A 26,959-nucleotide genomic window follows, 5' to 3' on the forward strand; every position below is an offset into this window, starting at 1 on the left:
ATCCAAATATTTTCAGGCAGTCGGCTTTGTCAGCAACTTTAATCCCTGTTGAGGGATTTTTCTATTTTGGAGAGTAAGAATAGAAAACCATGGCCAGACTTAATTCTTTTTATTTAGCCCCCGAAGATTGGTCCCCTCCTTTTGTACTTGAAGGAGGAGAAGCTAAGCATTTGTCTAAGGTGCTTCGTGCCAGGCCAGGAGAAAAAGTTCGCCTTTTTGATGGATGCGGACGTGATGGACATTTTGAAATCACAGAGGTGTCCAAATCCCGAGTTTTGCTCGATCTTTTAGACGAGAAAAAACACACGGACAGGCGGGGACTAACTCTGGCAATTGGCTGGAACAAATCTTCAAGGCGGAACTGGATACTTGAAAAGTCAGTTGAACTTGAAGCCAATGGTCTTATCTTTTTTCAGAGTGAATTCACTCAGGGCAAAGTTCCGGGCGAAATAAAGGAAACGTGGACCGAGAAGCTTGTTTCCGCTGCAAAACAATGCGGAAATCCCTGGCTTCCTGAGCTCAGTACAGTTACCCGATCTGTAGATAACCTGATTGATGCTACTAAGCACTTTTCCAATAAACTGATATTATGGGAAAATGCTACTGAAAATGAAATCCCGGAAAACAAGCTGCTTGCGCAGGACTCCACTGTTGCGGTAATCGGTCCCGAGGGAGGTTTCAGTCCCAGAGAAGCTGAACTTCTCATGGAAAACGGTTTTATCGCCTGCAGCCTCGGCTGTTCAATTCTGCGGTGGGAGACTGCTGCCCTGCTCTGCCTTGGTACAGCCTATCTGGAAAGGCAAAAGTCTGGAAAATAAATTAACAGCACAGTGACGTGTCCATTTTATAATATATCTTTGTTTTAGAATATTATTGGAACAGGTATTTACCCAGCCGTAGAACTCTCGGTTATGTTTTCAGGAGAATGAAGTGAAATTAGAGTTGACTGACAATCAGCCGCTTGCAGACCGCATCCGTCCCCGAAAAATAGATGAATTTGTGGGACAGAACCATATCCGCGAACGTGTTGAGGCATTTGAAAGAGCAAAGCGTCTTCCAAGTCTGCTGCTGTTCGGTCCTCCCGGTTGCGGAAAATCCACTCTTGCTCTTCTTCTGGCAAAATCAACTGGACGGCATTATGTCAGAATCAGTGCTCCGGAAGCCGGTATTGCCGCTCTGCGTAAACAGCTTGCGGGAATGGATATCCTCATTCTTGATGAGCTGCACCGTTTTTCAAAAGCACAGCAGGATTTCTTTCTTCCGATCCTTGAGTCCGGTGAGATAACACTTCTGGCGACAACAACTGAAAACCCTTCATTCAGTATCACCCGCCAGTTGCTTTCAAGACTGCATGTTTTAAGGCTCAGGTCACTTAGTAAAGTGGATCTTATCGCTATCTGCAAGCGGGCATGTGAAGAACTTGAAATGTCCCTGAATGCCGACAGCCTGAATCTAATTGCTTCTCTGGCGGGAGGCGATGGAAGGACCCTTCTCAATCTCCTTGAATACACCTCACAATTGCCTGAAGAGAAAAGAGAAGTGGAGAAGCTGCGCTCTATCCTCCCGGACACGGTCATCCGGGGAGATCGTGATGGAGATTCACATTATGAATTGGCGTCCGCATTGATCAAATCAATCCGGGGAAGTGATCCGGACGCTGCGCTTTATTACTTGGGTTGCCTGATAGAAAGTGGTGAAGACCCGAAATTCATAACCCGCAGACTGATCATTTCAGCCGGAGAAGATATCGGTCTTGCTGATCCTTACGCCATGACTCTTGCTGTATCCTGTCAACAGGCAGTCGAGTTCATCGGTATGCCCGAGGGATTTATTCCCATGTCTGAAGCGGTTGTGTATCTGGCCCTTGCTCCCAAAAGTAACAGCACTTACGCGGCATACCACACCGTGAAACAGGAAATTCGTCAGAATGGCATGCTCCCCGTTCCTCTCCATCTTCGAAATGCAACTACAAGCCTGCAAAAAGAATGGGGATATGGACGGAATTACAAGTACCCGCATTCCTTTCCTAAATCTTATGTAGAGCAGGAATACCTGCCACCGGAAATATCTGACCGTACCTTTTACTCCCCAAAAGATCAGGGGGAAGAACCGCGCCTGAACGCCTGGCTCCAAGGGCAGCGGCGTTCAGCCAGACCCCGGAAAGACATCACTCCTCCTTCAGGAAGGAAAAAATAGAAATGTTGCTAACTGCTGGCTAAGCAACATAACATGGCAAAATTAGATAGTTGCAGATTTTTTAGTCTCCATATTCTACGCTAGTGTTGAGTAGTGAGACAACGGGAGTTCAGGCATATTTAAATATTTTTCATTTCCGCCTTTTTTGCGCCAAAATCTGGTTCTCCGCTAAAATCAGCTGATTTAACCATTGACAATCATACCAAGCTCTTTTTCCTAAATCATTGCTTCAATTGTTTGCGAGATGTATAGTTAAAAGAAAATAGCTCTAAAAGGGATTGAATATGGCATCATTTAACAGTCTGATAGTCGAAAATATTATTGAAAGCCTTGATGTTGGTCTTATGGTCATTTCCCATGAAGGGGAAATTATTTATCTGAACACGGCAGTATGTAATATTCTGGGGCTTAAACTTAATGAGGACATCGGTTCCGGATGGGGTGAGCTTTTTATCACAGACGCAACTTCGAATACCGAGTTCAACCAAGTTGTTCTTGATGTGATCAATGAAAAGAGAATCGGCTTAAAGCATATAGTTCCTTACAGAAAAAAGGGCCAGCCTTGTCCCAAGCGGTTGTCTGTAACTTCTTCTTTTCTTACTGAAAACGGCATAACAGTTGGTATGGTTTTTCTGTTTGAAGATATCACCGATATATTCAACAGTGAGGAACGGGAAAAACAAATTCTTTCCCGCAATGCTGAACTTCAGAAAGAGCGGATCGAAGGTCTGGATTCACTGTCTCAAGCCGTAGCGCATCAGGTACTCAATCCCGCCACAGTAATAGGTGGAATGGCAAACCTGATTTCACGCAAACTTCCTGAAGGCGACCCTTTAAAACGAGATGTCCAGATCATAACCGAAGAAGCATTGAAACTGGAAGGTCTAGTCGCAGCTGTCCGTACCTACTCAGATATCCCTAAACCTGATCCGGTTGAAGTGGACGTTGTGGAACTTTTTGAAGGAGCAAATGTCAACGCAAACACGATATTGGACCGTATCGGCGAATGCATTGAAATGAAGTTTGAATGTTCAGTCGAGAAATTTATCGTGGACAAAAACCTTTTTCAAACGGCTGTAGTTGAGCTTTTGCTAAATGCCAGTAATTTCACTCCTGAAAAAACGACCGATGTTCTGGTAAGGGTTGAGCGTGAAGATGGAATAATCAGCATTGAAATGATTGACCATGGTATGGGAATACCTGATCACAATATCAATCATGTCATGGATCCCTTTTTTTCCACTAAAGCAAAAGGGGTGGGAATGGGCCTTTCCCGAGTCAAGAAGATCGTTTTTGAGCATCAGGGTAAATTAAAAATTGAAAGTGACGGTCCCGGTTTGGGTACGACTATAACCATAGAACTCCCCTGCCCTTACAGTGACTGCTGCGGTAAGAAGAATTCTTGATCCTAATCAAAGAAGGTGTTGAATAATTCTTTGATCTGATGATCGTAATCTTTTACTATTTCAGTTAAGCCGTTCTCATCAATTTCCAGGTTTTCCCAAACTCCATTTTCGATACCGGGCAGGACATACATCCCCCCTTCAGAAACACCTACTGCCAGTGTCAGGTTGTCTGCAAGTTGGAGTACGGCTGTTTCCCGGTAATTTTCCGAATTTTTCGGCGAGTGATGTGATGAAATGATATCTATCAGCCGGGGGGGGAAATTCCAGCGTTTAAACATTTCTCTTGCAACATCTGTATGATTGAACCCAAGAACCATATCTTCAGCTTCAACCAGTGGTATGAAATTTTCACGGGCATAGATCATGGCCTGAACTGCACTGCAAGGCATCTTTTTAAACAGAATGAGTCTTCCCACATCATGCAGCAATCCAGCAGTAAACATTTCCTCCGGGGTTACTCCTTCAATCTGTTCAGCTATAACTTTGCAGAAAACCGCACTTGTCAATGAATGCATCCAGAATGAACGCATATCAACCAATTCAGGCGGGATATCCCTGAAATATCCTATGGTTGAAAGCCCGAGAGCCAAAGTGCAAAGCTCCTTACCGCCGATCAAGGCGACAGCCCTTGTGAGAGAACTTATTTCAGACGGAAAACCGTAAAGAGGACTATTGACAAGTTTAAGTATCTGAGTGGAAAGACCGACATCAAGGCCTACCACCTCAGCAATATGTTCTGCAGAGGAATTGGTAGCTGATACGGCTTCTTTGACTTTGAAAAAAATATCGGGGAACGATGCAACTTTCAATTCATCGTCCACAACGTCCTCCACAGATCCTTCATCGCGGTAAAAAAGATCTCTCATATCATCAAGCTCAACCACCGTCTGTTCTTCCGGGGTCGGCAATCTCCATCCCTCCATGAGCTTAAGGGCTGTTTTATAAACAGCTATATCAAACATCCTGACTATCGCGGGATGATCATGATCAACAAACATAAAGTAATCACGTACATACATGAAAGCCCGGTCTATGCTCTGTTCGTCCGGTTCCTGCTCCTCTGAAGTTATAATCAGTACAGATTCAACACCCTGCCGCTTAAAAATCGTAATGTTGCTGTTGGTCAGGATCGAACCGGCAGGCAAAAGCAATCTACCTGATTTTTCGATATTCGCTGCCAGAATCATTCCGGGCTTAACTTCATCTATACTTACACTTTGCATTATATCACCTCAGCTTAAGTAGCCGCTCGGCTCAGATTTTTAAATATGAAATTGCTCCCGAATGCTGGATGGGCTTGAAATTTTTAGTTATCAGATGCAGAGATTCTGAATGGCCGACATACAGATGTCCCCCATCAACGAGGTTGTTGTAAAAGCCTGAAAGAACTTTCTTTTTCATTTCCTTGTCAAAATATATGATTACGTTTCTACAAAAAACTATGTTTGACTTTGGAACCAGTTTTACTGAACGGTCGTCATTCAGGTTTATTTTACCAAAATTTACAAGTTTCTTAACTTCAGGCTTTACTTCAAACAGATCTCCTTCCAGTTCAGTGAAGTATTTGGAAATTATTGGTTTAGGTGTGGTGCGTAAAGCATATTTCGTATAAACACCTTTTTTGGCCATGGCCAAAACATTGGAAGAAATATCGTTGGCGGTAATCCTGACTCTCCAATTCTTCAAGTCCTGCTTTAAGGTTTCATGAAGTATTATTGATAAGGTGTATGGTTCTTCGCCTGACGAACAGCCAGCAGACCATATTTTTATTTCCCGCCTTCCCTTTTTACTGCCCTCTTCTATAAGCTCCTTAAGAGTGTAGTTTCGGAATGCCGTTAATTGCGGATTATCTCTGAAAAAGCTGGTCTCATTGGTAGTAATGAGTTCCAGCATATTCATTTCTTCTGTTTTTCCTTTAAGACCGTTCTTTAGATATTTGATATAATCAGTATAGGTATCGATTTTTAGTTCCGTCAAGCGATGTGAAAAACGGTTCTCCACAAGAAATCTTCTGTTATCCTGCAAAAAAATACCTGAAAGTTCATATATCAGATCTCTGAGTTCATTAAATTCTTCAGGAGTTATCTTTACACTTCCCTTGAACCCTCTTGTAGAAAAAAGTTTAGACATAGAAACTCTCTCTCTTTACAATTTCACAAGGCAATGATTTTTCATTTAATAAAACATGTTGTTTGTTTATATATTTCAATTATCGACTGTATCATATATTTACAAATATATGTTAAAAGTAAAGTTTTTGTTAGAATCTTTATCTATTGTATATTTTTCTCCATTCATCCAGGAACAAAACTGCCGCGTCTATATGGCTGAGCTCACCCTGCTGCCCTCTTAAAGCTGTGACAAGATCATCAAAACCTACATCGGAAGGTAATCCCAGCCTTTCTATCAGTTGTAGTATGTCCCCTTTTAATTCCTCAGGAAACTCTGGACCAAAAAGACTTTCAGTAGATCTCAGTTTGGGCCATTCAGTATATGAATCTGCAGTAAAATCGATCAATTTCTGCATTCTTTTCACGTAGGTATGTTCATCTAGAACTCGTTTACGAGCCTTGGAAGCGTACTTATCCCTTTCAGCAGGGTTCGCCAGAAAGAAGCCTATTTTTTCATCAAGATCCTGAAGATTTTCAAAATGGGCAAGTTCGTCATGGGCAAAAGCTTCGTCCATCAATGCACGTCTATCTACAAGCTGAAAAGCCCCGCATGCGGCAAGCTCAAACGTTCTTGGATTAATAAAGTCACCACCACTGACAAGTTGATCAGCATTAATTGATGAATGCAGGTTCAGATTGATTTTTGTCGCGTTGAATATTTTTACGCATTCCTCAGATGAAACCCGGCGCCCACCAAGTTGAAGGTATGGTTCCAGAACATGGTCCCCTTCCCATTCGGAACCCCATATTTTCAAACCATGATGAATGAGTTTCCTGAAAGCCATACGGCGGTTCGGGTATCCCGCTCCCATAAAAGAGACGTCCCCACCGTATTTTCGGGAATCTCCGGGACTGAGTTCAACAGGTTTGTGGAAATCGGGATGTGCTGCCAGAGGCAGGTATACAACATTCTCAACACCGATCTGTTTGAGTTCAGACAAAAAAGGCTCTTTCTGGATAACTGCGAATACATCATAGAAAGGAGCAAAGCTCTGCCAGTATGTGAAGAGTCTGAAATCCTCCACAAACCACATGGCCGTCTTTACATTATCCCGGCGCAGCCTTTTAAGAGCCTGATGTGTAAGAGGAGCTTGAGCCATTGCCAGAACCATATCTGGTTCGAATGTCTCGACTTTAGCAAGAACAGCCTGGGAAAGCATCTGCAGGAAGCTGTTCTGCAGATATTGGTGGCGGTCAGCAGTTACCCTGAGTTCATCCAGAGCGTTATACGCATCGTAAAAAGAAGGAGCTTCAAAGACTTCCACAATGTGTCCCATCTCCTTCAAAGCGGAGACGCAAAATCTTCCAACCGGAAGCGATCCGCCGTATAAAGGGAGTACAACAAGGATTCGCAAAACTTTATTATTGTCCATATTTATCCTCAGCTCTTAATTCAAAACCCAAGAATCCGAAAACAGAATAATTTCTATATTACAAACAGTTAACATCATATCTTTCAGCCTCTATCCAATCCTTATCCTTATAAAATTTTTGAGCCAGATCAGGAAAAGGACCATGTTGCCCAATATCCAGCAATCCTAAATGGCAACCGATGAATCGTCTTATTCTGCCTCTTCTTTCACTTGTTGCATCATCTCCTGCAGCAGCCTTAAAGGCTGTCCCTAGGAAATCGCACTCTGACTTGAAAACAGTAAGTCCTTCCGGCAGATGTTCCGGCTTCCTGGTAGCTACAAATCTGGCCATTCCCGGATTTTTGAATGGTTCAAGGCATTTCAGATTGCAATGGCACGGCAGGGACTCCACACAAGGCGAACAGTCCGTGTCCGCCTGAACTATCGTGTGTCCTTCCCCGTAAGGCCCTGTTTCGGTGCACCATGCCGAAGAAAGAAAAAAACCGAGTACAGGCACTCCAAGATGTGCGGCAAGATGCATTGTTCCCGTATCGGGAGTGAGCAGAAAGTCCAGTCCGGATACAGCTTCTGCAAGTCCCTTCCAATCAGTTTTTCCGGCAAGGTTGATTGAATCCTTTGCAGCTGAAGCCGGAAGTCTGGAAAGCAGTTTACGGGCAGCCTCCTGTTCCGCTGAACTTCCAAGCAGATATATTTTCTTATTTTTATTAGTGGATCTGGCAGACAATAAAATTGAAGTGATTACTTCATAAGGAAGTGAACGGCGTGTTTCCCTCCCGGCAAGAACAACGCCGATTCCTCCACCTCTGGGGGATGCTGCAGGATTTACCTGATCAGGCGAGATCATATCAGGGCTCAAGGCAGACCAGTAATCAACAAGATTGATGTTGTTCCTTCTTTCGGAAGCAAGCCGGAAAGCCAGCTCAAACCATGATGACTTCATGTTCTGACCGTTAACAGTAAAATGGCCCCTGACTCTATCCGGGGGAAACATTGCAGCCATTGCATAATTCATCGGGGAAAAATTGAGGTTATACACTTCACTAAAATCGCAACCCTTCAATTCCCTGAAAGCATTCATGTTAAAAGGGAGTGCAGAGGCTGTCCCATTACCGTCCACCCCGGTTCCATGTGCGATTACAGGATGAATTACGGCTTTGGGATAAAGTATGGCTGCAAGGTCATTCAACGAGCGGTCAACGCAGAGGTGTACTTCAAAATTGCGGTTTTCCAGAGTCAGAACCAATCTTTTGGTCTGAACCAGGTCTCCGAAACGCGTAAGCTGTATGATCAGGGCTCGGTTCATAAAAATCCCTTTAAAGCAGTATGTTGTATACTCAAGTAATAACCTTTTAGAGCAACTTTGTCATTTTACAATACAGGCACACTTTTGTTATGCAGGACGTCTATGAACTACTACCCTATTTTTTTGAAAGTTAAAAACCGCAAATGTCTGCTTGTCGGAGCAGGAGCGGTCGGAATCCGCAAGCTGAAATCACTTCTTGAGTGCGACCCAGAATCCGTTACTGTTATTGACACCCTGCCTCCAAGCAAAGATTTTGAAGAGTTGTGCCGGGACCCGAGAGTTGATTTCAAGCAGAGGGAATTCACTTCTGAAGATCTTGATGATAAATTCATCGCTTTTGCGTGCACGAGTAATACCGGGGTGAACAGGAACATTTACGAACTGTGCTCAAAGAATAATATCCTGTGCAATATTGCCGATTTCCCGGAAGGGAGTAATTTTATTGTCCCTTCTGTCATCCGACAAGGGGATCTCACTCTTGCAGTCTCTACTGGCGGATGTTCCCCCGCATTTACCCGTAAGGTGCGCGGTGAACTAGAGAATGTTTTTGGGCCTCATTATGCGGCTTTTATCAATTTAATGGGAAGAATCAGGCCTATGGTCCTTGACCTCGGGCAGGAAACAAGCCAAAACACCGCTTTGTTCAGGCAGCTTGTCGGCTCTTCCATTTTAGAGGAAATGGAAGCAGGCAATATGGTTAAGGTCAGTGAAATTCTGACTGATAATCTGCCAGACGAGCTCGTCCCACATATACCGGAGCTGATTGATGACCTTATTTGAAGTATTCCAGTATGTTATTATAGCCTGTTACCTTGCGGGAACAGGACTGTTCTTTGCGGGAAGCATTAAAAACAGCAACCCACTAGGAAAATTGGGTAATCTGGCCGCCATTGGCGGTTTTATTCTGCATACAATAGATCTTCTGCTGGCTGTAACTGTTTATAAAGGAACGGTTCTCAGCGGAGGATATTTCTATTTCAGCCTGCTGGGCTGGAGTTTTATTCTGGTCTATTTCGGGCTGTGGTGGAAAGTGCGCAGCACATTTTTCGCGCTGACAGCTTCGCCATTGGCACTGCTTCTTTTTATCATATCTCTTGCGTCCCAGAGCCTCAAGGTCACCCTGCCCGCCCATCTGGCAGGTCTTTTCATCGGCCTGCATATCGGCACAATTTTCGTGAGTATCGCACTAATGGCCATGGCAGCCGGAGCCGGGATTGCCTTTCTGTACCTGAATAATAAAATCAAAACCAAGGCTAATCTTACCGGAATGGGTAAGGATATGCCCTCTCTCAATACCTTCGACAATGTGAATCATTGGTCGATTCTCATCGGGTTTCCCCTTTATACACTGGGACTTGCCGCAGGCTTTCTCTGGGCCAGAGGCGCTTTCTCCAAGATGTTTTCATGGGACCCCAAAGAGATTGTAACTCTCATCGTCTGGTTTCTGTTTGCTTTTCTCTTCCATCAGCGCCTTGTCGTGGGCTGGAGAGGTAAAAAGCCGGCAATTCTGGTGATCATCGTTTTTGTAATCACCATGATTTCACTGTGGGGCATTAATTTCTTTGTCCCCACCCACCATAGCTTTAAAGTCTGATTATGGACCATAATATTTATCTAATAGGCCTCAACCACCGTTCTGCGGGCGTTGATGTGCGTGAACGATACGCCCTGACAAATGTGGAAGACTTTGAAAGCGGCCTGATGAATGCAGGCATGCGCGAAGTCATGGCTCTTTCGACCTGTAACAGAGTCGAGATTCTGGTCGTCTGTGAAGAGGACAGATCCGAAGATGATGTTCTGAAATACTGGGCCGGAAAATGCTGCGGTTCTGTAAGCGAACTGGAGCCCAATGTTTACTGCTATAAAAATCTTAAAGCGGTAAAACACCTGTTCCGGGTAGCCTGCAGCCTTGATTCAATGATTGTCGGAGAACCTCAGATTCTCGGACAGCTTAAGGATTCATACAGGAAAGCAGTAGAAGTCGGAGCCGCAAGGGTAATTATCAACCGCATGCTGCACAAAGCTTTCTTTGTGGCCAAGCGGGTGCGCACTGAAACTTCCATTGCCTCCAGTGCCGTATCCATAAGCTACGCGGCTGTAGAGCTTGCCAAGAAAATCTTCGGAGAACTCGCCGGGCATCGCGCAATGCTCATAGGCGCCGGAGAAATGGCAGAACTGGCAGCCACGCATCTGCTGAACAGCGGAGTTGAACAGATCAGCATCGCCAACAGAACGTTCTCCCGGGCAGAGGAACTTGCGAAAACAATGGGCGGCAAGCCCGTTGCTTTTGAAAATCTTTATGATCATCTGGAAGAAACCGATATCGTAATCAGCTCCACAGGTGCTCCTCATGCCGTGATCAAGGCCAAGGAGATGAAAAAGGTCATCAAGAAAAGAAAGTTCCGTCCCATGTTCTTTATAGATATCGCGGTTCCACGTGATATTGACCCGGATGTGAACGGCCTTGATAACGTATATCTCTACGATATTGATGACCTCAAAGATGTAGTTGAAGAGAACAAGGCCCAGCGTGAAGATGAAGCAAGCAAGGCTGATTCCATAGTCGAGTTTGAGACTCTTTCATTCGGCAACTGGCTCAACTCTCTTGATCTGCAGCCTACAATTGTGGATTTGTTCAACCGCAGTGAAAGCGTTGCACAGGCGGAACTTGCAAAAACCCTGAAAAGGCTCGGGGATGTAGATTCCAAGACTCACAAGGCATTGGAAACAATGGCAATGGCTATCGGAAAGAAACTCCTGCATGAGCCGGTTATTTTTCTCAAACGGCGGACTGAAGAAGAAGGCAATGCCGACAGGTTTGTTGATCTTGCCCGCCGCATGTTCAATCTTGATAACGATACCATTCCACCTGATGCCCACTGTGGAAGAAAAAGAAAGAATAACTCTGAAGAATAAAGGACTTTAAGCTATGAGAAATTATCTGCTGGATGAAATATACGAAGAAGATGTAAAAAAGATTTCTGATGCGCTCACTGAACTTGAATTTCAGGGCCCGATTGAGGGCATTTTTTATCTTCCGGTTCCTGATGAGATGCTGACCGATGAACAAAAGGAACATCTCGGTGAATGCGGTCCTTTCTTTATGGCGCTTGAAGTGGAAGAAACTTCTATCAAAGTGGAGCTGCTGGTGCGTGCGAGAAACAAGATCCGCTGTTCCTGTGTTGCTTATGCAACTCCCGAGCAACGCAACCACATGATGAATTACCTCGACCAGTTCATTACTGATATTGAAGTTGCCTGCTAGATTGTAATTAAGTTTTACAGAAAAACTATAATAACAGGGGTTTTGCCCTAAGGGCTGACGATGATAATATTGCCCCGCTCTATTCAGGAACTCGGGCCAAGGCAGGCCAGACTTTGTCTTGATATTGAGAAATTTGGCAACCTTAAATCCGCATGCAACTTTGCTTCCCGTAAAATGCTGGTCGGTGTATCCGGTGGAATAGATTCGACCGCCCTGCTGATTATTTCAACCCTGCTTGCCCGTAAATCGGGCGGCAGGGTTTTTTGCGCGCATGTGGATCATGGTCTGCGTGAGGAATCTGCTACTGATGCGGAATTTGTATCCCGGCTTTGTAAAGCTCTGGAGGTAAAGGCTGAATTCCTAAAAGCAGACGTCCGCAAATCCGCTGCTGACAACTCAATAGGTTTTGAAGAGGCAGGCCGGATTATCCGTTACGATTTTTTCATGGAAAGCATGAAAAAACTGGGCTGTGACTTTCTGCTGCTGGGGCATCACCGTGATGATCTATGTGAGGATCTTCTCATGCGTCTCATTCGCGGAACCGGCTGGCCCGCCCTTGCCGGGATGGACGTGTTTGACCCGAACCGCAATTTATTGCGCCCTTTGCTCTCCACTCCAAAGATTGAACTACAGAGTTTTCTTGAAGAGATTGGCTGCCCCTGGCGCGAAGACGAATCCAACCAGTCTGATGAATACACAAGAAACAGGGTTCGCAACAGGATTTTACCACTGCTGACCAAAGAAAATCCCGGTTTTGGAAACGGAGTTGTCCGCCTCAAGGAACAGGCAGAATTGGATGAAAATTTCTGGACTGGTGAAATAAAAAAAGCAATTGCTCATGTTGAGGAATTGTCCTCCGGTGAATTATTGATACCTTGTTCAATTTTGAACAAAAGCCATATTGCTTTAAGGCTCCGTATTTATAAGAAGTTACTGGACAGCCTTGGTAAAGGCCACGCCCTATCCGACTCAATGATGCGCCTTGACAGAGCTTTTATTGAAAAAAAAACCGGTACAACGATTCAATTTCCGGGAAGCAAGCAAGTAAAAGTCAGTAAAAAAGGACTTTTATTCAAAGTGATAAAGACCATTGACAGTGCGAGCGGCAAGGTTTAGAACTTTGTGAAATTTGTTACTAATTCTTTAGGAGGACAACAGATGAATATTCTTATTTTTGGACCCAACGGCAGTGGTAAAGGTACTCAGGGTGCTCTGGCCAAGAAAAAATACGACCTCGATCACATTGAATCCGGCGCTATCTTCCGTAAGCACATCGGTGGTGGAACCGAACTCGGCATGAAAGCTAAGGAATACATCGACAAGGGCGAGCTCGTTCCTGATGATATCACCATTCCCATGGTTCTTGACGTTCTCCAGTCCAGCGGTGAAAACGGTTGGCTCCTTGACGGTTTCCCCCGCTCCATCGTTCAGGCTGAAAAACTCTGGGAAGCTCTTGAAAAAGACGGCGTGAAGCTCGACTTCGTTATTGAAATCCTTCTTCCCCGCGAAGTTGCCAAGAACCGCATCATGGGCCGTCGTCTCTGCGAAAACGACCCCAACCACCCCAACAACAAATTTATCGACGCTATCAAGCCCGATGGAGACAAATGCCGCGTATGTGGTGGTGCTCTCTCCGAGCGTGCTGACGACCAGGACGAAGAAGCAATCAACAAGCGTCATGACATCTACTATGATGACAAGACCGGTACCATTGCAGCAGCATACTTCTACAAAGATCTGGCTCCTAAAGCTGGCTTCAAATATATCGAACTCAATGGTGAAGGCACCATCGACGAAATCAAAGAGACCCTCATGTCTCAGCTTTCCTAGTTCGATTGAACAGCCTATAAAAAAAGCCCTGCTGTCGAAAGACTGCAGGGCTTTTTCTTGTTTTCAGGAATTATTCCCGAAGGAATACGACAAGAGGGAAAGCTCAATGACTCTCCCTTTTAAACCTATCTGTTCAGAAGCTTACTGGGTTTTGGTGTTATCTTCTATGTCCACTCCTTCAGGCGGAATGAACTCAAATTCTGAATCATCGACTTCCGGGTCGATTTCAATATTGCTCATGGCAACTTCATTTCCGTTACCATAGAAGTCCACCACAAGAATTTTGGTCAGCATTTTCTTTTCAGGATTTACCCAGACATAAGCAAGCACCAGCCCTGTTTCCGGCTCAAGAGGCAATAACTTGAGCTTGATCAGTCCGTTGTCGTCTCCTTGATTTTCAACCACAAAATCTTCTTCAAGTCTTGCCTGACCTGAAATGAACTTGATCATGGTTTTTGAATTGAAAAGCTGCTTTGTCCGGTACTTCAAAGCCAGTTGATCATCCGGAAAATAATCCCAGACAAAAGACTCACCAACAATCAGCAGTTCCTTCTCAGGGTTGGTGGATTCCCAACGTAACAGTGACGGCTGTTTGAAAGTGATTTTGCCATTTCTTGTTTCCTGTTCTTTGCTTGCGGCATTGGTCAAAGTCTGGCTAAAATCGGCTCTGAAAGTTTTGATTGAATCATATGTTTTCTGAATATCGGCAGTCAGTTCACCGGCAAGAGCGGTCGAACAGATAACCATCAGTATTGAAATTGTGAGAATCAAAATTCTGGAACGCATATATCTCCTTTTGGACTTTATGTTCATCTACAACGTATTCTTAACTCTTTTAGGTAAATTATGAAAGAACAACCTGTATCACAAATCTCCCGGCGTCTTATAGAAGCTGAGTTGTACGGCCAGCTTTATGAAACCATGAAAGAGGAATTGGGCCATGAAAAGGCCTTAAAAATAATAAAGGCAAATCTAAGTAACTCAGCTTTTGAGGCCGGGCGGGCTTTTGCTTCCAAGGCTGAAAAACCATCTTTGGAGCATTTCGCAACTGTGGTTGAGATATGGAAAAAAGGCGATGCTATCAACGTCGAGGACATTTCGATCCATGAAAACAGACTCAATATTAGAGTTACCCGTTGCTATTATCAGGAATCATATAGAAAGATGGGACTGCCGGAAGAACTATGCAGAATCCTTTCATGCAGCAGGGATGAACCATTCGCAAAAGGATATAGTGACAAATTGCAAATGAAAAGGGCAACAACCCTGGCCGAAGGCGGAGATTGCTGCCCCTTTGAATTTATATGGGCATAATCGAATCATAATCAGCTTTTGTCAGCGGCATAAGGCGCCATTTCTGCCGATTGCATTCTAATCTTTAGTGATCAGTACGGTTCTTGGTTTACTTCCATCCTGCGGACCTAAAATACCGTCCTGTTCCATCTGCTCGATGAAGCGTGCCGCCCGGTTAAACCCGATACGGAAACGTCTCTGTAATAAGGAGATGGAAGCCTTGCCCTGTTCCATTACAAACTGGACAGCTTCACCATATACGGGATCATCAGAGTCACTTGGAGCCCCATTTACCCCACCGCCCTGCCCGGAAGGTGAATCCTTCCAGTCAGTGAAGTCAAGTTCGAAATCCTGAGGATATTTGGTTTTCCAGAAATCTACGACTTCTTTGATCTCATCATCCTCTACAAGTGCGCCATGCAACCTGCGGAGTCGTCCTCCACTCGGCTTGAAAAGCATGTCTCCGCGCCCGAGAAGTTTTTCTGAGCCAATGGTATCCAGAATTGTTCTGGAGTCATGTTTTGATGTCACCTGAAATGAAATTCTGGTAGGAAAGTTAGCCTTGATCAGGCCGGTAACAACATCAACAGACGGACGCTGGGTGGCGATGATCAAATGGATTCCAGCAGCTCGGGCAAGCTGGGCAAGCCGCACAATGCTCTGCTCCACATCTTTCCCCGCAGTAAGCATCAGGTCCGCTAACTCATCAACAATAATAACCAGAAACGGCATTGGTTCGAGGTGTTCAAGATCTTCGGGAAGATCTCCTTCCATCTTGGCCAGTTTCTTATTGTACCCCTCGATGTTTCGCGCACCAAGTTTAGCCATATTGTCATAACGCTTGTCCATTTCGAAAACGGCCCATTCGAGAGCGCTTTTGGCGAGGGCCATATCCGTTACAACCGGATGCACAAGGTGTGGAAGGCTTGCATAGACAGCAAGTTCAATGCGTTTGGGGTCGATCAGCAGCAACTTGAGTTCTTCGGGGCCAGCCTTGTAAAGCATGCTCATGAGCAGACCGTTCAGACAGACACTTTTACCTGCTCCGGTAGCCCCTGCAACCAGCAGGTGAGGCATTTTAGCGAGATCAGCGGAGACAGGAACACCCTGAATATCCTTGCCAAGAGCCATGGTAAGAACAGATTTGGAATCTGTGAAAGATTTATGTTCAAATACCTCACGCAGAAAAACGGTCTGGCGGTTATCGTTGGGAATCTCAATACCCACGGAATCCTTACCGGGGATCGGTGCTTCAATACGAACCGAAATAGCGCGCAGAGCCATTGCGATATCGTCAGTGAGGTTTGCAATTTTACTTACCTTGATACCCGGAGCAGGCTTGAATTCAAACATGGTGACAACCGGGCCGGGAATAACCTGCTGGATTTCGCCTTCAATATTAAAGTCATTCAGACAATCCCTCAGACTTTCAGTCTTCTGCTCAAGATCTTTTTCACTGAACTGAACTCCGTTTACCTTGGGCTCGGTGAGCACATCAAGAGGAGGAAAATCTGTGCTGGTATCTATTTTCTTAGGTTTCGGCTTATTTTTTTTAACCGGCTTTTCCTGTTTTACAGGGCCTTCTTCAAAAGGCTTCAGTACAATCAGGGCTTCGTCGGTTTCTTCCGGCTCAATTTCTTCGGCAGCTTTTTCAGCCTGTTTTTTAGCTTTTACCTTTTTCTTTTCAGCTTTCTTAATGGCTCTTTCAGCCTTCATTCGTTTCGACTTTCGTTCGATTCTTTCTTTGTTTTTGAACCAGAAATCAAGGAAAACAGAACGTATTCTTTTGCCGATTACAGCCCAACTGAGATTCAAAGTCAGCTGAATGCCCGCCAGAGTGGCAAAAAGCCAGAAAAGAAATGCCCCTACGGGCTTTAAATATTTGAAAGACCATTTAGAAAGGATCGTACCGATGAATCCACCTTCATGGATGGCCAGAGTTTTCTGAAACTTAACCAGCCAGGGATGAGAGGACCAGGCCAGAAGGCAGACAAAAAGAACTCCCAGTCCGGCCCAGCGCCACCATGGCTGCTTTAGCGACTGGATGAAAGAAGATATCCCCAGAAAAAGGATATAAAAAGGGACCAGCCATGATCCGATACCAAGCATATCAACCAGAAGCCCGGCCACATATGATCCGGCAGGTCCGATAAGGTTTTTAACCTTCCAGCTTGAACTTACAGCCTGGTTCAATGTCGGATCGCCCGGATGATACGAGTACATGCTGATAAACAGAAATAGTGCTAAAAATATCCAGAACATTCCGGAAATTTCTTTTGCGAACTTCTTGTCTGGCAGTGCCTTATCCTCCGTTTGATCCCGACCTGTTCGGGGGTTTTATACTGATACCGGGGAGTTTGAGGCTCCCCGGATGATAACATGAATTTTTATGGCTATTTTTCGCGGCCAAGGTATTCACTGGAACGTGTGTCAACTTTGATTCTGTCTTCTTCGTTAATAAAAAGAGGAACGTTGATCACAAGTCCGGTTTCAAGTGTTGCAGGCTTGGTCGCATTACTTACACGGTCGCCCTGAATGCCGGGGTCGGTCTGTGCAACAGTCAGAATGACAGAAGCAGGCAGTTCAATTCCGATTACATTACCATTGTAAAGCAGAGCCTTGTTGGTTTCGCCTTCCTTAAGAAAACCACCGGCAACCCCGATGACATCTGCAGGAACGTTCATCTGTTCATAGGACTCAAGATCCATCAGAACGTAGTCTTCACCATCCTTATAAAGATACTGCATTTCCTTGGTGGCCATGTCAGGTTTATCAACTTTTTCTCCGGAACGGAAAGTCTGGTCAGTGATACGGCCGGTAAACATGTTTTTGAGTTTGGTGCGGACAAAAGCACCTCCCTTTCCGGGCTTGAAGTGCTGAAACTCAACTATTTCGTAAGGTTTACCTTCAATTTCAACTTTAAGTCCATTTCTAAAATCTTTAGTGGATATCATAATTCCTCCGATAAAATATTATTTGCAGGGCCTTGAAAGGCCTTAAACGGGCAGTGCCCTGCTGTCTTCAGTATTGTTTGCGACAGCGTTTCAATAAATTCAGTCAACCTTGCAAGTGGACTGAAGCTTTGCACTAATGACAGAAAAAACCGTGAATCAGTCAGCTGTCACATGCGAAAATAATGCTTGAACGGCCAAGGCATAGCTCATAATTCCAAATCCGGCAATTACTCCAATGCACTGTTTTCCCATAAAGCTTTGCTGGCGGACAGGGTCTTCAGTCCTTGCCCAGATATTGCTGATGTGCACCTCAATACATGGAACTTCAATCCAGGCGAGACAGTCCGCAATTGCCAGACTGGTATGTGTATATGCTCCGGCATTGAAGGCTATCCCGTCAATACCGTCCTGCCGGGCTTTTTCAAGCCTGTCTATCAGGGCGCCTTCCGAGTTGGACTGGAAGAATTCAAGCTTTATTTCATCAGCCCGCGCTCCCATGAGAGTACGCAGGTGTTCCGGAATATCTTCTATTTTATCAGAGCCGTATATTTCCGGTTGGCGTTTGCCCACATAGCCGAGATTAGGGCCGTTTAAAATAAGAAATGTTTTCATTAGAAACACCTTATAATTTTTCAGGTTGACCGGAACAGTTTCTTGAAACATCATTAAACTTGACTGACAAGCACAAATAAGAGATCAGTCTTCGCTGCAATTAATAACAAAAATCAAGGAAAGTTCCTTATGAATAATAGCCTTCAATTAATTAAAACTGTCTACGAGATCAATCAAATTGAAGAAATAGCTGCTCCGCAGATCATTCTCGCAGGCCGATCCAATGTTGGAAAATCCTCACTTATAAACTGCCTTGCGGGGCAAAAGAAGCTTGCCAAGATAAGCTCAACTCCCGGCAAAACCAGAAGTCTGAACTATTATGAAGTTGTCCCCCACGGTTACTATATAGTGGACCTTCCGGGATACGGTTATGCCCGCTGCTCAAAAAAAGAACGCGCAAAATGGGGAGAACTGATTGACAAATATCTTCAGGGCAATTCCTATATAGCCGCCGCCGTGGTTTTACTGGACAGCCGCCTTACTCCGCAGAAAAATGACATTGAAATGATTTCTTATTTCAAACACTGCGATATTCCCATACTGCCGATCATGACTAAATCGGACAAAACAAAACAGAAAGACCGTGCTAAAATACAGAATCAATGGGAAGATATCCTGAAGGTAAAGCCTTTATGTACTTCCAGTAAAAGTGGCATGAACCGGACCAGACTCTGGAATCTTCTTGATGTTACAGCCATTCCGGAACTGGCTGAAGTCGATGAATCCGTAGAAAGTGCAGATTAATTCAAAAGCCTCCGCTGTGTGAATCAGCGGAGGCTTTTAACTATCTAATTATTCTTGAGTTTAGCAAGATATTTTCCAGTAGATTCCGGTATCAGAACCCATCCCAGTCTTATCAGCGCCGCTGAACTGACCAGTATATTACCCAGCCATGCCGCGATAACCGGAGGCAGAAATCCGGAATCCCCAGCTGACGCTCCCACCATAAACAAAGCATAGTAGACGAATGTCAGGGCCAGACCGAGTCCAATATTGAGATAAATATTCTCGGTAATGGTGACCAGTGCAAGGGAAACCAGCGCCATGGTCAGCAGAGAAAATGCATATGACCACTTTGAATGCCAAGCGGTTATAAGACGGTCTACATGTGATCCCGACTGCTCAAGCTGTGAAATTACCTTATCCAGTTGCCAGAGTGGAAGCTGGGCCGGATCAAGGTCAGGGTCGACTACTTTGAACACTTCAAGATTTATTTTAATCGGAATGGTAAAAATGGGATGTTTTCGTGAAGAAAAACGGTCCGGGCTGAGTTCAACCGCATTCTCAAGCTTCCAACCGTACTTTTCACTCACTTCAGCACTCTCGGAAGTGATAACCCTAAGAATCCCGCTGTTATCATCTGCGAATTCATAGAGAGTAATATCTTTGGCCCTGTTGGCAAAAGGCATCACTTCCTTGGCTTCCACGACAAAGCGTCCTTCTTTGAGCCAGATATTTTTAAGCACCCTTCGATCAAGCTGATTTTTACGCACATCTTCTTTCCAGATGCGGTATGCCTCCTGTTCACCATAAACGCCGATTACCTGAGAGAACATCAGCTGTCCAAGCGACCAGATAATGGCATAGATTACAAAAAAACGCAGAAACCAGGCCAGCGAAAGCCCCCCGGTGCGAAGGGCCAGCAGCTCTTTACTGCGAGCCATTACGCATAGCTGGATCGTCATGGATATCAAAAATACAGCCGGAAGTATCTGGGAAAAAATAAGCGGCATTTTCACTATGAAATAACGCAGAATGGTTCCAGCCCCAAGACCGGCCTCGATAAAATCATCCAAACGGTCAAAAAGGTCGGAAAGCAGATAAATACCGGTTCCAACACCAAGAGTTACACACATCAGAAAAAGGTTCTGCTTCATGACGTATGAGGACAGATATCCGGGAAGAAGTCTTCTTATCATGCCGCCTTCCTCCTGAACTTTTTGATAAATGAGAACCTGAAACTGAATGAGTGTTCCATTACTGCCATTCTAAGTAATACGATTGAAATAACGGCAAAACTTACATTTGGCAGCCACAACCCGATAACCGGAGTCAGCACCCCGCTCTCTCCAAAGGTCACACCCAGAGAAAGCATGGTGTAATATACCAGGAAAAGCCCCATTGAAATTAGTAAACCGTACTGCTGCTTAAGTCCCCGGAAGATACAGGCAATAGGCATGGCAAACATACCTAAAACAAGACATGCGACCGGAAGGGCCAGCCTTTTTTGAACTTCTACTTTAACTTTTCGGAAAAAATTGGGATCAATTTCCTCAGCCCGGTCCCCGGATCTGCTGATACGGACCAGCTTTTCCCATGACATCTCTTTGGGGCGTAATTCGTCTACATCATACCCCTTAAGTATGTTGGCCAATGGAATCCGGACATTATAATTCTTGAATTTCAGAACGCTCAGCTGTTCACGTTCCTGCTGATAGATACGCCCATTTTCAAGATGAATAAGTAACCTTCCACGGGTCGGATCTGTGAGAATTTCTCCTTTAGGGGCTACAATTGTAGCTGTCATTCCTTTACGCGTATTATCACGGACAAAAACCGAGTTCATAACTCCGTTTTTGTCATCAACCTTGTCCGCGTAGAAAACCAGTCCGGGGAAGTCCTTATTAAAAACACCGGGTTTTAGGGCGAGTTGACTTTGGGTCCGAGCAAGCTCCATCAAGGAACTTCTAAAGTTTTCAGTCCCCCAGGAAAGACCGTAAAGTGAAAAGAATACGTCAGCTCCGGTACAAAGCACACAAAATATAAGTGGTGCCGGCAACAGCCTGTAAAGACTTAACCCTCCTGATTTGAGCGCGGTAATTTCGTTATCCGCATTCATTCTCAGAAAAGTAAGAAAAATTGAAAGCATGGTGGCTATAGGAGTGAGTATCAACAAAAAGAACGGACATAAATAGATGAAAAGTTTACCCATCTCAAGAATACCAATGCTTTGTCCCATGAACAAATCACGGAACTGAAGAAGTCTTCCGATCAGGATGAGTCCCATAAAACCACTGATACTCAATGTAAATATAGAGATAAGTTCTTTGAAAATCTGGCGATGAAGAAGTTTCAATTTAATTCCCGCTATGTATACAGCAGATGATGTTCAGCAGACGCAACAGACCCTGCTTTGCAATTTGAAATGCCATGGAGCAATGAAAGTATTCCAAAAAGAAAAGATTAGTCACACTCAGGAAGTTCGGTGCTGTTTTCCGCGAAAAAACGTTCCATGAATTCCATATCCTTAGGTGAAATGTTGAATCTCATTGCAGCCTCTTCTAAAAGAGCTGCTAAAGGTTTATCCGTCTCTGTACGCTGCTCAGATATCCATTTAACGGCTTTTCGGGTAAGTTCGCATGGTGGGACTACGGTAGTCATGTATATTTATCCTTATTTTTGACGTGGATTATTAATTTTTAACAGTACACCAGCTTTAAGGACCTTGCAACTTTGTGCAGGCTGGCATACCCATTTGCAGACAGATTCTGATTTTAAATTCAACCACACAAATTAATTTCCTAAAGGTATACGAATGACATCTCTTTTCACTGCCGCCATTCTGGGCGTTGTTGAGGGGCTTACGGAATTTCTTCCGGTATCGAGCACCGGGCATCTGATCATCACGGGACATCTACTGGGATTCACCGGAGAGAAAGCGGCCAGCTTTGAAGTTGCAATTCAACTAGGTGCGATTCTTGCCGTGGTCGTCCTTTACTGGCAACGTTTCTGGGGACTACTCTTTCCTGTTCCCGGACAGCGTTTCTCCGGATTAAGAGGACTGTGTATGCTTTTCCTGACAAGCCTGCCCGCTTCGCTACTGGGACTACTGGCTCACGGATATATCAAGGAACATCTTTTCAATCCTTATACTGTAGCCTGGGCACTTGGTATCGGCGCGATCATGATTCTGATCGTTGAAAAAAAAGAACGGACTCCCGAGTGCCTGTCTCTGGATGAAGTAACTCCTCGCCTGGCTTTTGGTATCGGCTGCTTTCAATGTCTGGCCCTATGGCCCGGCTTCTCCCGATCGGCTGCTACAATCATGGGCGGTATGCTGCTGGGAGCCAAACGTAAAGTCGCTGCGGAATATTCTTTTATCGCCGCAGTGCCGATTATGTTCGCTGCAACCGGATATGATATGCTCAAAAGCTACCAGCTTTTCACCGTGGCGGATATTCCGTTTTTGACTGTCGGCTTTGTTGTTTCCTTCATTTCTGCCTGGGCAGCTGTGAAAGGTTTTATATACCTGCTGGGCAAGCTGACCCTTCGCCCCTTTGCCTATTACAGGCTGGCAATTGCTCCTCTAGTTCTTCTGTTTTGGTCATAAGTAGCAAAAATTAATGTTTTTTATTGCTTGATTAAATTCCATGCTTAATAAAAATTATGAAAAAGTTAATTTTTTACTTGCCAAGCAGAACCATAGCGTATAGTACATCTCCTCGTTGGACGGGAAGTCCACATCATGGCGAGGTAGCTCAGATGGTTAGAGCATGCGGCTCATATCCGCAGTGCCGGGGGTTCAATTCCCTCCCTCGCTACCATGAAGATTCAAGCCCTTTGCATACGCAGAGGGCTTTTTCTTTTCATAAACCTGCAAATATGTAACTATTTTTAATTTAAGTCATTTTTTACTTGCCAAGACTTTCAAGAGTGTATAAACACAATCCTCGTTGGGCAGGAAGCCCACACATGGCGAGGTAGCTCAGATGGTTAGAGCATGCGGCTCATATCCGCAGTGCCGGGGGTTCAATTCCCTCCCTCGCTACCATGAAGATTCAAGCCCTCTGCATATGCAGAGGGCTTTTTTTTGATTTAACGGTCACAAAGTTTAAGACTGAGTACAACCTTTTCGTAACTTCCTTTATCGCGCATCCTTTCGTTTCCAAAAGCTGATCTTTTTGGTATCCTTTATATCAAACACTACAACTCTCTGAAAAGGTTGCCATCTTGATGCACGGAGTATTCTACAAATTAATAGATAGCGCTAATAAAAAAAATACGGTCTGCTTGATTATTTTAATAGCGACACTTTTATTAGCGATTCCTACCCATGCAGTAGGGTTGCAACCGGTTAGTCTTCAACTCAAATGGTTTCATCAATTCCAGTTTGCGGGATATTACGCCGCAAAGGAAAAAGGATTTTATAAGGACGAAGGTCTTGACGTAAATATTATTGAAAGGGATCTGAAACTCGACCCTGTCGATGAAGTTCTCAAGGGTAATGCTGATTTCGGTGTCAGTAATTCAGCCCTTCTGCTCGATTTCCTTGAAGGAAAAGATGTGGTGCTCCTAGCTTCCATATTTCAACATTCCCCTCTGGTTTTTATTTCAAAGACTCCTCCCCTGCTCCATGATCCTCATGATTTGATTGGGAAAAGAGTTCTTATGAGTATGGCATCGCAGGATGTGGAACTTAGAGCTATGCTTTTGAAGCAGGGAATCAGTCTGGACAAGATCAGCCTGATAGACAGATTTGCTACCCCAGAAGACTACTTCAATAATAATATAGATGTAATAGCAGCCTACACGACCAACCAGCCTTTTTACCTTGAGCAAGATCAAAAGCCATATTCAGTTATCTATCCTTCTACTTATGGCATTGATTTTTATGGAGACACTCTTTTTACATCCCGTGCACTGGCTGTCAGCTATCCGGAAAAAGTGCGCAAGTTTCTGCGGGCCAGCATAAAAGGCTGGATCTATGCTCTTGAACATACTGATGAACTAATTGAAATAATTATAAATAAATATGGGTCATTAAAAACCCGAGAGCATCTGAAATTTGAAGCTGATGCAATAAAAAAACTCATTCAGCCGGACCTTATAAAGGTAGGACATACCAATCCCGCGCGATGGAAACATATAGGTCAGAGCTTTCGGTCTATATATCAAGACCTACCAGAAAGGAAACTGTCAGATTTTTTCTTTGACCCCACAGCCGGAAGACTTGTGCTTAAACAGGAAACAGCTGTTTTTGTAACTGCTTTGTTTTCATTAATTATTATTATTCTTTTTTTTACATTACATATTGCAAGAAAATTAAAAAAAGAGATCAGTACAAGAAAAATCTTTGAGAACAAACTTAAAAACAGTGAAAAATATTATCGTAGTCTTTTCGAAAATACGGGAACGGCAACAGTTATTTTAAGTGAAGATCATATAATAAAGCGCTGTAACATTAATTTCGCCGAACTCTGCGGGCTGGACGTCCGTGACATTGAAAACAAAGTTAAATGGACTGATTTCGTTGCTCCGAATGACCTGCCACGCATGCGTGAATATTCCAAGGCAAGAAGCCACGAAAACATTTCTGTTCCCAACTCTTACGATTTTAAATTTGTATGCAGTAATGGCGAAGTTAGAAATGTTCATGTTTATGTAGAAAAAATAGACGGCAGCCCGGACCGAGTTGCCTCAATTGTGGATATGACCGAAAAAGTCAAGACTCAGGACCTACTCATACAAACAGAAAAAATGCTTTCCGTTGGCGGTCTGGCAGCAGGAATGGCACATGAGATAAACAATCCTCTTGCGGGGATATTACAGGCAACTCAAAACATAAAAAGACGCGTATCACCCGATACCATGGTAAACGATGAAATTGCCAGAAATCTGGGATGCAGTTGCGATTGTATATATAATTATCTTGATGAGCGCGGTGTTATAAGAATGCTGGACGGAATCAAATCATCCGGGGAACGTGCGGCATTGATAGTTAAAAACATGCTTGATTTCACCCGTAAGAATGAAGTGGGTAAAACCGGATGTAATGTTAATGACCTGCTTGACGGAATAGTTGATATTATTTCATGTGATTATGATCTCCGTAAAAAATACGATTTCAGACATACTGAAATAGTTAAAGATTATGACGAAAACATGGACCTTGTCACCTGTTACCGGATTGAAATAGAGCAGGTTCTGCTTAATATGATCAAAAACGCAGCATACGCAATGTACGAGACCTCTAAATTACGACAGCCAAGGCTTACACTGCGCACAAGACAGGACAAGGAAAGCATCACCATTGAAGTGGAAGATAATGGTCCGGGAATGAGCAATGAGGTTAAGAGAAGAATATTTGAACCATTCTTCACCACCAAGTCTCCAGGACTGGGAACCGGGCTCGGACTTTCTGTTTCATTTTTTATAATTACCCAGAACCACCACGGAACGTTTGAAGTTGAGACGGAGATTGGCAGAGGCTCTAAATTCACAATTAAATTACCGAAGGACAACCTTAATGAGTAACAAAACAAATATCAAAACAGTATTCTTCGCACTTATAGTCATTGTTATTGCCTGCCCTGCCTGTGCAAAAAAGCCAAAACTCTATCCTAATGAGCACTATCAGGAAGTTGGACAGGCCAAAGCCTCTGAGGATATTAATTATTGCCTCGAATTCGCAGAAAAAAGTGTTGGTAAACAATCAAGAGGCAAAACTGCTGCAAAAACTGGACTTAAAGGCGGTCTGGTTGGAGGAGCTATAGGACTTGGAATAGGAATTGTGACCGGCAGTCCCGGGTCATCCGCCCTTGCCGGGGCAGCAGGAGGAGCCGCCGGAGGTGCAGCAGGAGGAGCGGTTCAGGATACCGAGGATTCACTTTATAGAAATTTTGTCGAACGTTGTCTGCGAGAGAAAGGTTATGAGCCTATCGGCTGGCGTTAGTTTTTATTAAATCCTTAATGTGAGGCATATATTTCATGATGATTGAGTCATAAGTGCCATCCCGTTTCATTTCTTCCAGAGCACTATTCACTCGAAAAAAGGGAATTGTGCTTTTTTTTCTGGAAAAAGCCAGATAAGTCTCAGATTCTGCGTAAATAATCGGAGCAGCGGTTTTATTATCTGAAATAAACTCAACTTCATCCAGGAGTCCCTGATCACTTAAAAAACGCATAACCGGATAGTAATCTCCGAAAAAAATATCTATGCGACCCAGCAACAGCTTTTTTATATTTTGATCAATATTTGGGACTTCTTCTATTCTCCTGAATTTTTTTTGTTCTATGGCTTCCTGAATCCTGTTTCCATAGAAAAAACCTCTACCAACTCCTACCCTTAATCCTTCAGCCTCCTTTAAGTCATATCCCAGATAAAAACTGGTTCCGGTTTTTTTTATGGCCACAACCTTTTCTGTCATTAACACAGTTTTAGAGTATCTTAGGTATTTTTCACGGTCAAAATTGTAACCGGCATTAAATACAGCATCGGCAAGTCCTTTCTCTGTCATCCCCAGTGCCCTTTTCCATGGTACAATCTTAACTTGGGACTGATATCCGGCCCTTCTGGCAGCTTCGTTAACGATCTCAGTCAAAAAACCGGTCACTTGTTCTCCTTCAAAATAAGCTTGGGGAGTGTTATCCAGAGTAACAAACAAAAGCTTCTCTGCTTGTGCCCCAACTGGCATCAGTATTGACAACAAAACCAGAAAATTTAAAAGTTTATACATTTAGGTTCCTTAAATATATTGTTTGCAATAGATCATACCACTAATTAAATTTGATAACAAATGAGTACAGACAGGGATGAATTATTGCCGAGAAAATATT

Annotated in this window: 26 protein-coding genes and 2 tRNA genes; 16 read left to right on the forward strand and 12 right to left on the reverse strand. The window is 44.1% G+C overall.

Annotated features, from left to right (window positions below; translation table 11 throughout):
* The first annotated feature begins 89 nt into the window (after nt 1–89).
* The 3 genes from ACZ5PW_RS12650 (at nt 90) to ACZ5PW_RS12660 (ending at nt 3,602) form a co-directional block, all read left to right on the forward strand.
* Nucleotides 90–818, forward strand: a complete 729-nt coding sequence (locus ACZ5PW_RS12650; RefSeq protein WP_464554180.1) for a 16S rRNA (uracil(1498)-N(3))-methyltransferase — start codon at nt 90–92, stop codon at nt 816–818.
* 112 nt (nt 819–930) lie between these two features.
* A complete protein-coding gene (locus ACZ5PW_RS12655; RefSeq protein WP_464554183.1) occupies nt 931–2,196 on the forward strand; it encodes a replication-associated recombination protein A in 1,266 nt (421 codons plus the stop codon).
* 284 nt (nt 2,197–2,480) lie between these two features.
* Nucleotides 2,481–3,602, forward strand: coding sequence for a sensor histidine kinase (locus tag ACZ5PW_RS12660; protein WP_464554187.1), 1,122 nt, complete (start codon nt 2,481–2,483; stop codon nt 3,600–3,602).
* Between the two features lie 2 nt (nt 3,603–3,604).
* Here the strand turns inward: ACZ5PW_RS12660 and ACZ5PW_RS12665 are convergent, their stop codons facing one another.
* From ACZ5PW_RS12665 to ACZ5PW_RS12680, 4 genes are all read right to left on the reverse strand, one after another.
* On the reverse strand, nt 3,605–4,825 hold the full coding sequence (locus ACZ5PW_RS12665) for an HDOD domain-containing protein (protein ID WP_464554191.1): 1,221 nt from the start codon (nt 4,823–4,825) through the stop codon (nt 3,605–3,607).
* A 31-nt stretch (nt 4,826–4,856) separates the two neighbouring features.
* Entirely contained in the window at nt 4,857–5,732 is an 876-nt protein-coding gene (locus tag ACZ5PW_RS12670) for a CheR family methyltransferase (RefSeq protein WP_464554195.1), read from the reverse strand.
* 139 nt (nt 5,733–5,871) lie between these two features.
* Nucleotides 5,872–7,146: a CgeB family protein gene (locus ACZ5PW_RS12675; RefSeq protein WP_464554198.1), complete on the reverse strand. Its 1,275-nt coding sequence runs from the start codon at nt 7,144–7,146 to the stop codon at nt 5,872–5,874.
* A gap of 58 nt (nt 7,147–7,204) precedes the next feature.
* Nucleotides 7,205–8,449: a glycosyltransferase family 9 protein gene (locus ACZ5PW_RS12680; protein ID WP_464554201.1), complete on the reverse strand. Its 1,245-nt coding sequence runs from the start codon at nt 8,447–8,449 to the stop codon at nt 7,205–7,207.
* A 102-nt stretch (nt 8,450–8,551) separates the two neighbouring features.
* On the opposite strand from ACZ5PW_RS12680, the gene ACZ5PW_RS12685 reads away from it, so the two are divergent.
* The 6 genes from ACZ5PW_RS12685 to ACZ5PW_RS12710 are packed head-to-tail and all read left to right on the forward strand — an operon-like array spanning nt 8,552 to nt 13,544.
* Nucleotides 8,552–9,229, forward strand: a complete 678-nt coding sequence (locus tag ACZ5PW_RS12685; RefSeq protein WP_464554205.1) for a precorrin-2 dehydrogenase/sirohydrochlorin ferrochelatase family protein — start codon at nt 8,552–8,554, stop codon at nt 9,227–9,229.
* Nucleotides 9,216–10,043: a cytochrome C assembly family protein gene (locus ACZ5PW_RS12690; RefSeq protein WP_464554208.1), complete on the forward strand. Its 828-nt coding sequence runs from the start codon at nt 9,216–9,218 to the stop codon at nt 10,041–10,043. The genes ACZ5PW_RS12685 and ACZ5PW_RS12690 overlap by 14 nt, the downstream gene beginning before the upstream one ends.
* Nucleotides 10,044–10,045: 2 nt before the next feature.
* Nucleotides 10,046–11,365, forward strand: a complete 1,320-nt coding sequence (gene hemA, locus ACZ5PW_RS12695) for a glutamyl-tRNA reductase (protein WP_464554210.1) — start codon at nt 10,046–10,048, stop codon at nt 11,363–11,365.
* A gap of 13 nt (nt 11,366–11,378) precedes the next feature.
* The gene (locus ACZ5PW_RS12700; RefSeq protein WP_464554214.1) at nt 11,379–11,714 is read left to right on the forward strand and encodes a hypothetical protein; all 336 of its coding nucleotides are present in this window, start codon (nt 11,379–11,381) and stop codon (nt 11,712–11,714) included.
* Nucleotides 11,715–11,774: 60 nt separating this feature from the next.
* The gene (tilS, locus tag ACZ5PW_RS12705) at nt 11,775–12,830 is read left to right on the forward strand and encodes a tRNA lysidine(34) synthetase TilS (protein WP_464554218.1); all 1,056 of its coding nucleotides are present in this window, start codon (nt 11,775–11,777) and stop codon (nt 12,828–12,830) included.
* A 42-nt stretch (nt 12,831–12,872) separates the two neighbouring features.
* Nucleotides 12,873–13,544: an adenylate kinase gene (locus ACZ5PW_RS12710; RefSeq protein ID WP_464554220.1), complete on the forward strand. Its 672-nt coding sequence runs from the start codon at nt 12,873–12,875 to the stop codon at nt 13,542–13,544.
* A gap of 141 nt (nt 13,545–13,685) precedes the next feature.
* Here the strand turns inward: ACZ5PW_RS12710 and lolA are convergent, their stop codons facing one another.
* Nucleotides 13,686–14,330, reverse strand: a complete 645-nt coding sequence (gene lolA / locus ACZ5PW_RS12715; RefSeq protein WP_464554223.1) for an outer membrane lipoprotein periplasmic chaperone LolA — start codon at nt 14,328–14,330, stop codon at nt 13,686–13,688.
* A 60-nt stretch (nt 14,331–14,390) separates the two neighbouring features.
* On the opposite strand from lolA, the gene ACZ5PW_RS12720 reads away from it, so the two are divergent.
* Nucleotides 14,391–14,858, forward strand: a complete 468-nt coding sequence (locus ACZ5PW_RS12720) for an L-2-amino-thiazoline-4-carboxylic acid hydrolase (RefSeq protein WP_464554224.1) — start codon at nt 14,391–14,393, stop codon at nt 14,856–14,858.
* Between the two features lie 57 nt (nt 14,859–14,915).
* On the opposite strand, the gene ACZ5PW_RS12725 is transcribed toward ACZ5PW_RS12720, so the two are convergent.
* The 3 genes from ACZ5PW_RS12725 to ACZ5PW_RS12735 all read right to left on the reverse strand — a co-directional run bounded on the left by ACZ5PW_RS12725 (nt 14,916) and on the right by ACZ5PW_RS12735 (nt 18,403).
* On the reverse strand, nt 14,916–17,099 hold the full coding sequence (locus ACZ5PW_RS12725) for a DNA translocase FtsK (protein WP_464554227.1): 2,184 nt from the start codon (nt 17,097–17,099) through the stop codon (nt 14,916–14,918).
* A gap of 131 nt (nt 17,100–17,230) precedes the next feature.
* Nucleotides 17,231–17,791 (reverse strand): elongation factor P, encoded by a 561-nt coding sequence (gene efp / locus ACZ5PW_RS12730; protein WP_464554230.1) that lies wholly within the window; start codon nt 17,789–17,791, stop codon nt 17,231–17,233.
* Between the two features lie 156 nt (nt 17,792–17,947).
* Nucleotides 17,948–18,403 (reverse strand): type II 3-dehydroquinate dehydratase, encoded by a 456-nt coding sequence (locus tag ACZ5PW_RS12735; protein ID WP_464554232.1) that lies wholly within the window; start codon nt 18,401–18,403, stop codon nt 17,948–17,950.
* 129 nt (nt 18,404–18,532) lie between these two features.
* On the opposite strand from ACZ5PW_RS12735, the gene yihA reads away from it, so the two are divergent.
* The gene (gene yihA / locus ACZ5PW_RS12740; protein ID WP_464554235.1) at nt 18,533–19,147 is read left to right on the forward strand and encodes a ribosome biogenesis GTP-binding protein YihA/YsxC; all 615 of its coding nucleotides are present in this window, start codon (nt 18,533–18,535) and stop codon (nt 19,145–19,147) included.
* 44 nt (nt 19,148–19,191) lie between these two features.
* On the opposite strand, the gene ACZ5PW_RS12745 is transcribed toward yihA, so the two are convergent.
* From ACZ5PW_RS12745 to ACZ5PW_RS12755, 3 genes are all read right to left on the reverse strand, one after another.
* A complete protein-coding gene (locus ACZ5PW_RS12745; RefSeq protein ID WP_464554239.1) occupies nt 19,192–20,322 on the reverse strand; it encodes an LptF/LptG family permease in 1,131 nt (376 codons plus the stop codon).
* Nucleotides 20,319–21,479 (reverse strand): LPS export ABC transporter permease LptF, encoded by a 1,161-nt coding sequence (gene lptF, locus ACZ5PW_RS12750; RefSeq protein WP_464554241.1) that lies wholly within the window; start codon nt 21,477–21,479, stop codon nt 20,319–20,321. Before lptF ends, ACZ5PW_RS12745 begins: the two co-directional genes overlap by 4 nt.
* Nucleotides 21,480–21,586: 107 nt before the next feature.
* The gene (locus ACZ5PW_RS12755) at nt 21,587–21,784 is read right to left on the reverse strand and encodes a hypothetical protein (protein WP_464554244.1); all 198 of its coding nucleotides are present in this window, start codon (nt 21,782–21,784) and stop codon (nt 21,587–21,589) included.
* Between the two features lie 154 nt (nt 21,785–21,938).
* Between ACZ5PW_RS12755 and ACZ5PW_RS12760 the strand changes: the two genes are divergently transcribed.
* The 5 genes from ACZ5PW_RS12760 to ACZ5PW_RS12780 all read left to right on the forward strand — a co-directional run bounded on the left by ACZ5PW_RS12760 (nt 21,939) and on the right by ACZ5PW_RS12780 (nt 26,075).
* On the forward strand, nt 21,939–22,733 hold the full coding sequence (locus ACZ5PW_RS12760) for an undecaprenyl-diphosphate phosphatase (RefSeq protein ID WP_464554248.1): 795 nt from the start codon (nt 21,939–21,941) through the stop codon (nt 22,731–22,733).
* Nucleotides 22,734–22,870: 137 nt separating this feature from the next.
* Nucleotides 22,871–22,947, forward strand: a tRNA-Met gene (locus tag ACZ5PW_RS12765).
* A 150-nt stretch (nt 22,948–23,097) separates the two neighbouring features.
* Nucleotides 23,098–23,174 (forward strand) — tRNA-Met (locus tag ACZ5PW_RS12770).
* Between the two features lie 293 nt (nt 23,175–23,467).
* Nucleotides 23,468–25,657: an ABC transporter substrate-binding protein gene (locus ACZ5PW_RS12775; RefSeq protein WP_464554251.1), complete on the forward strand. Its 2,190-nt coding sequence runs from the start codon at nt 23,468–23,470 to the stop codon at nt 25,655–25,657.
* A complete protein-coding gene (locus ACZ5PW_RS12780) occupies nt 25,650–26,075 on the forward strand; it encodes a hypothetical protein (RefSeq protein ID WP_464554255.1) in 426 nt (141 codons plus the stop codon). Before ACZ5PW_RS12775 ends, ACZ5PW_RS12780 begins: the two co-directional genes overlap by 8 nt.
* Here the strand turns inward: ACZ5PW_RS12780 and ACZ5PW_RS12785 are convergent.
* Nucleotides 26,059–26,859, reverse strand: coding sequence for a substrate-binding periplasmic protein (locus tag ACZ5PW_RS12785; RefSeq protein ID WP_464554258.1), 801 nt, complete (start codon nt 26,857–26,859; stop codon nt 26,059–26,061). The two genes, ACZ5PW_RS12780 and ACZ5PW_RS12785, sit on opposite strands and share 17 nt — an antisense overlap.
* Nucleotides 26,860–26,959 lie beyond the last annotated feature (100 nt).

Source organism: Maridesulfovibrio salinus (genome assembly GCF_055394525.1).

Excerpts from the sequence above, each read along its gene's own strand:
- ACZ5PW_RS12650 (WP_464554180.1), top strand. The coding sequence starts at position 90 with ATGGCCAGACTTAATTCTTTTTATTTAGCCCCCGAAGATTGGTCCCCT.
- ACZ5PW_RS12660 (WP_464554187.1), top strand. The coding sequence starts at position 2,481 with ATGGCATCATTTAACAGTCTGATAGTCGAAAATATTATTGAAAGCCTT.
- ACZ5PW_RS12665 (WP_464554191.1), bottom strand. The coding sequence starts at position 4,825 with ATGCAAAGTGTAAGTATAGATGAAGTTAAGCCCGGAATGATTCTGGCA.
- ACZ5PW_RS12670 (WP_464554195.1), bottom strand. The coding sequence starts at position 5,732 with ATGTCTAAACTTTTTTCTACAAGAGGGTTCAAGGGAAGTGTAAAGATA.
- ACZ5PW_RS12675 (WP_464554198.1), bottom strand. The coding sequence starts at position 7,146 with ATGGACAATAATAAAGTTTTGCGAATCCTTGTTGTACTCCCTTTATAC.
- ACZ5PW_RS12680 (WP_464554201.1), bottom strand. The coding sequence starts at position 8,449 with ATGAACCGAGCCCTGATCATACAGCTTACGCGTTTCGGAGACCTGGTT.
- ACZ5PW_RS12685 (WP_464554205.1), top strand. The coding sequence starts at position 8,552 with ATGAACTACTACCCTATTTTTTTGAAAGTTAAAAACCGCAAATGTCTG.
- ACZ5PW_RS12690 (WP_464554208.1), top strand. The coding sequence starts at position 9,216 with ATGACCTTATTTGAAGTATTCCAGTATGTTATTATAGCCTGTTACCTT.
- hemA (WP_464554210.1), top strand. The coding sequence starts at position 10,046 with ATGGACCATAATATTTATCTAATAGGCCTCAACCACCGTTCTGCGGGC.
- ACZ5PW_RS12700 (WP_464554214.1), top strand. The coding sequence starts at position 11,379 with ATGAGAAATTATCTGCTGGATGAAATATACGAAGAAGATGTAAAAAAG.
- tilS (WP_464554218.1), top strand. The coding sequence starts at position 11,775 with ATGATAATATTGCCCCGCTCTATTCAGGAACTCGGGCCAAGGCAGGCC.
- ACZ5PW_RS12710 (WP_464554220.1), top strand. The coding sequence starts at position 12,873 with ATGAATATTCTTATTTTTGGACCCAACGGCAGTGGTAAAGGTACTCAG.
- lolA (WP_464554223.1), bottom strand. The coding sequence starts at position 14,330 with ATGCGTTCCAGAATTTTGATTCTCACAATTTCAATACTGATGGTTATC.
- ACZ5PW_RS12720 (WP_464554224.1), top strand. The coding sequence starts at position 14,391 with ATGAAAGAACAACCTGTATCACAAATCTCCCGGCGTCTTATAGAAGCT.
- ACZ5PW_RS12725 (WP_464554227.1), bottom strand. The coding sequence starts at position 17,099 with ATGTTCTGGATATTTTTAGCACTATTTCTGTTTATCAGCATGTACTCG.
- efp (WP_464554230.1), bottom strand. The coding sequence starts at position 17,791 with ATGATATCCACTAAAGATTTTAGAAATGGACTTAAAGTTGAAATTGAA.
- ACZ5PW_RS12735 (WP_464554232.1), bottom strand. The coding sequence starts at position 18,403 with ATGAAAACATTTCTTATTTTAAACGGCCCTAATCTCGGCTATGTGGGC.
- yihA (WP_464554235.1), top strand. The coding sequence starts at position 18,533 with ATGAATAATAGCCTTCAATTAATTAAAACTGTCTACGAGATCAATCAA.
- ACZ5PW_RS12745 (WP_464554239.1), bottom strand. The coding sequence starts at position 20,322 with ATGATAAGAAGACTTCTTCCCGGATATCTGTCCTCATACGTCATGAAG.
- ACZ5PW_RS12755 (WP_464554244.1), bottom strand. The coding sequence starts at position 21,784 with ATGACTACCGTAGTCCCACCATGCGAACTTACCCGAAAAGCCGTTAAA.
- ACZ5PW_RS12760 (WP_464554248.1), top strand. The coding sequence starts at position 21,939 with ATGACATCTCTTTTCACTGCCGCCATTCTGGGCGTTGTTGAGGGGCTT.
- ACZ5PW_RS12780 (WP_464554255.1), top strand. The coding sequence starts at position 25,650 with ATGAGTAACAAAACAAATATCAAAACAGTATTCTTCGCACTTATAGTC.
- ACZ5PW_RS12785 (WP_464554258.1), bottom strand. The coding sequence starts at position 26,859 with ATGTATAAACTTTTAAATTTTCTGGTTTTGTTGTCAATACTGATGCCA.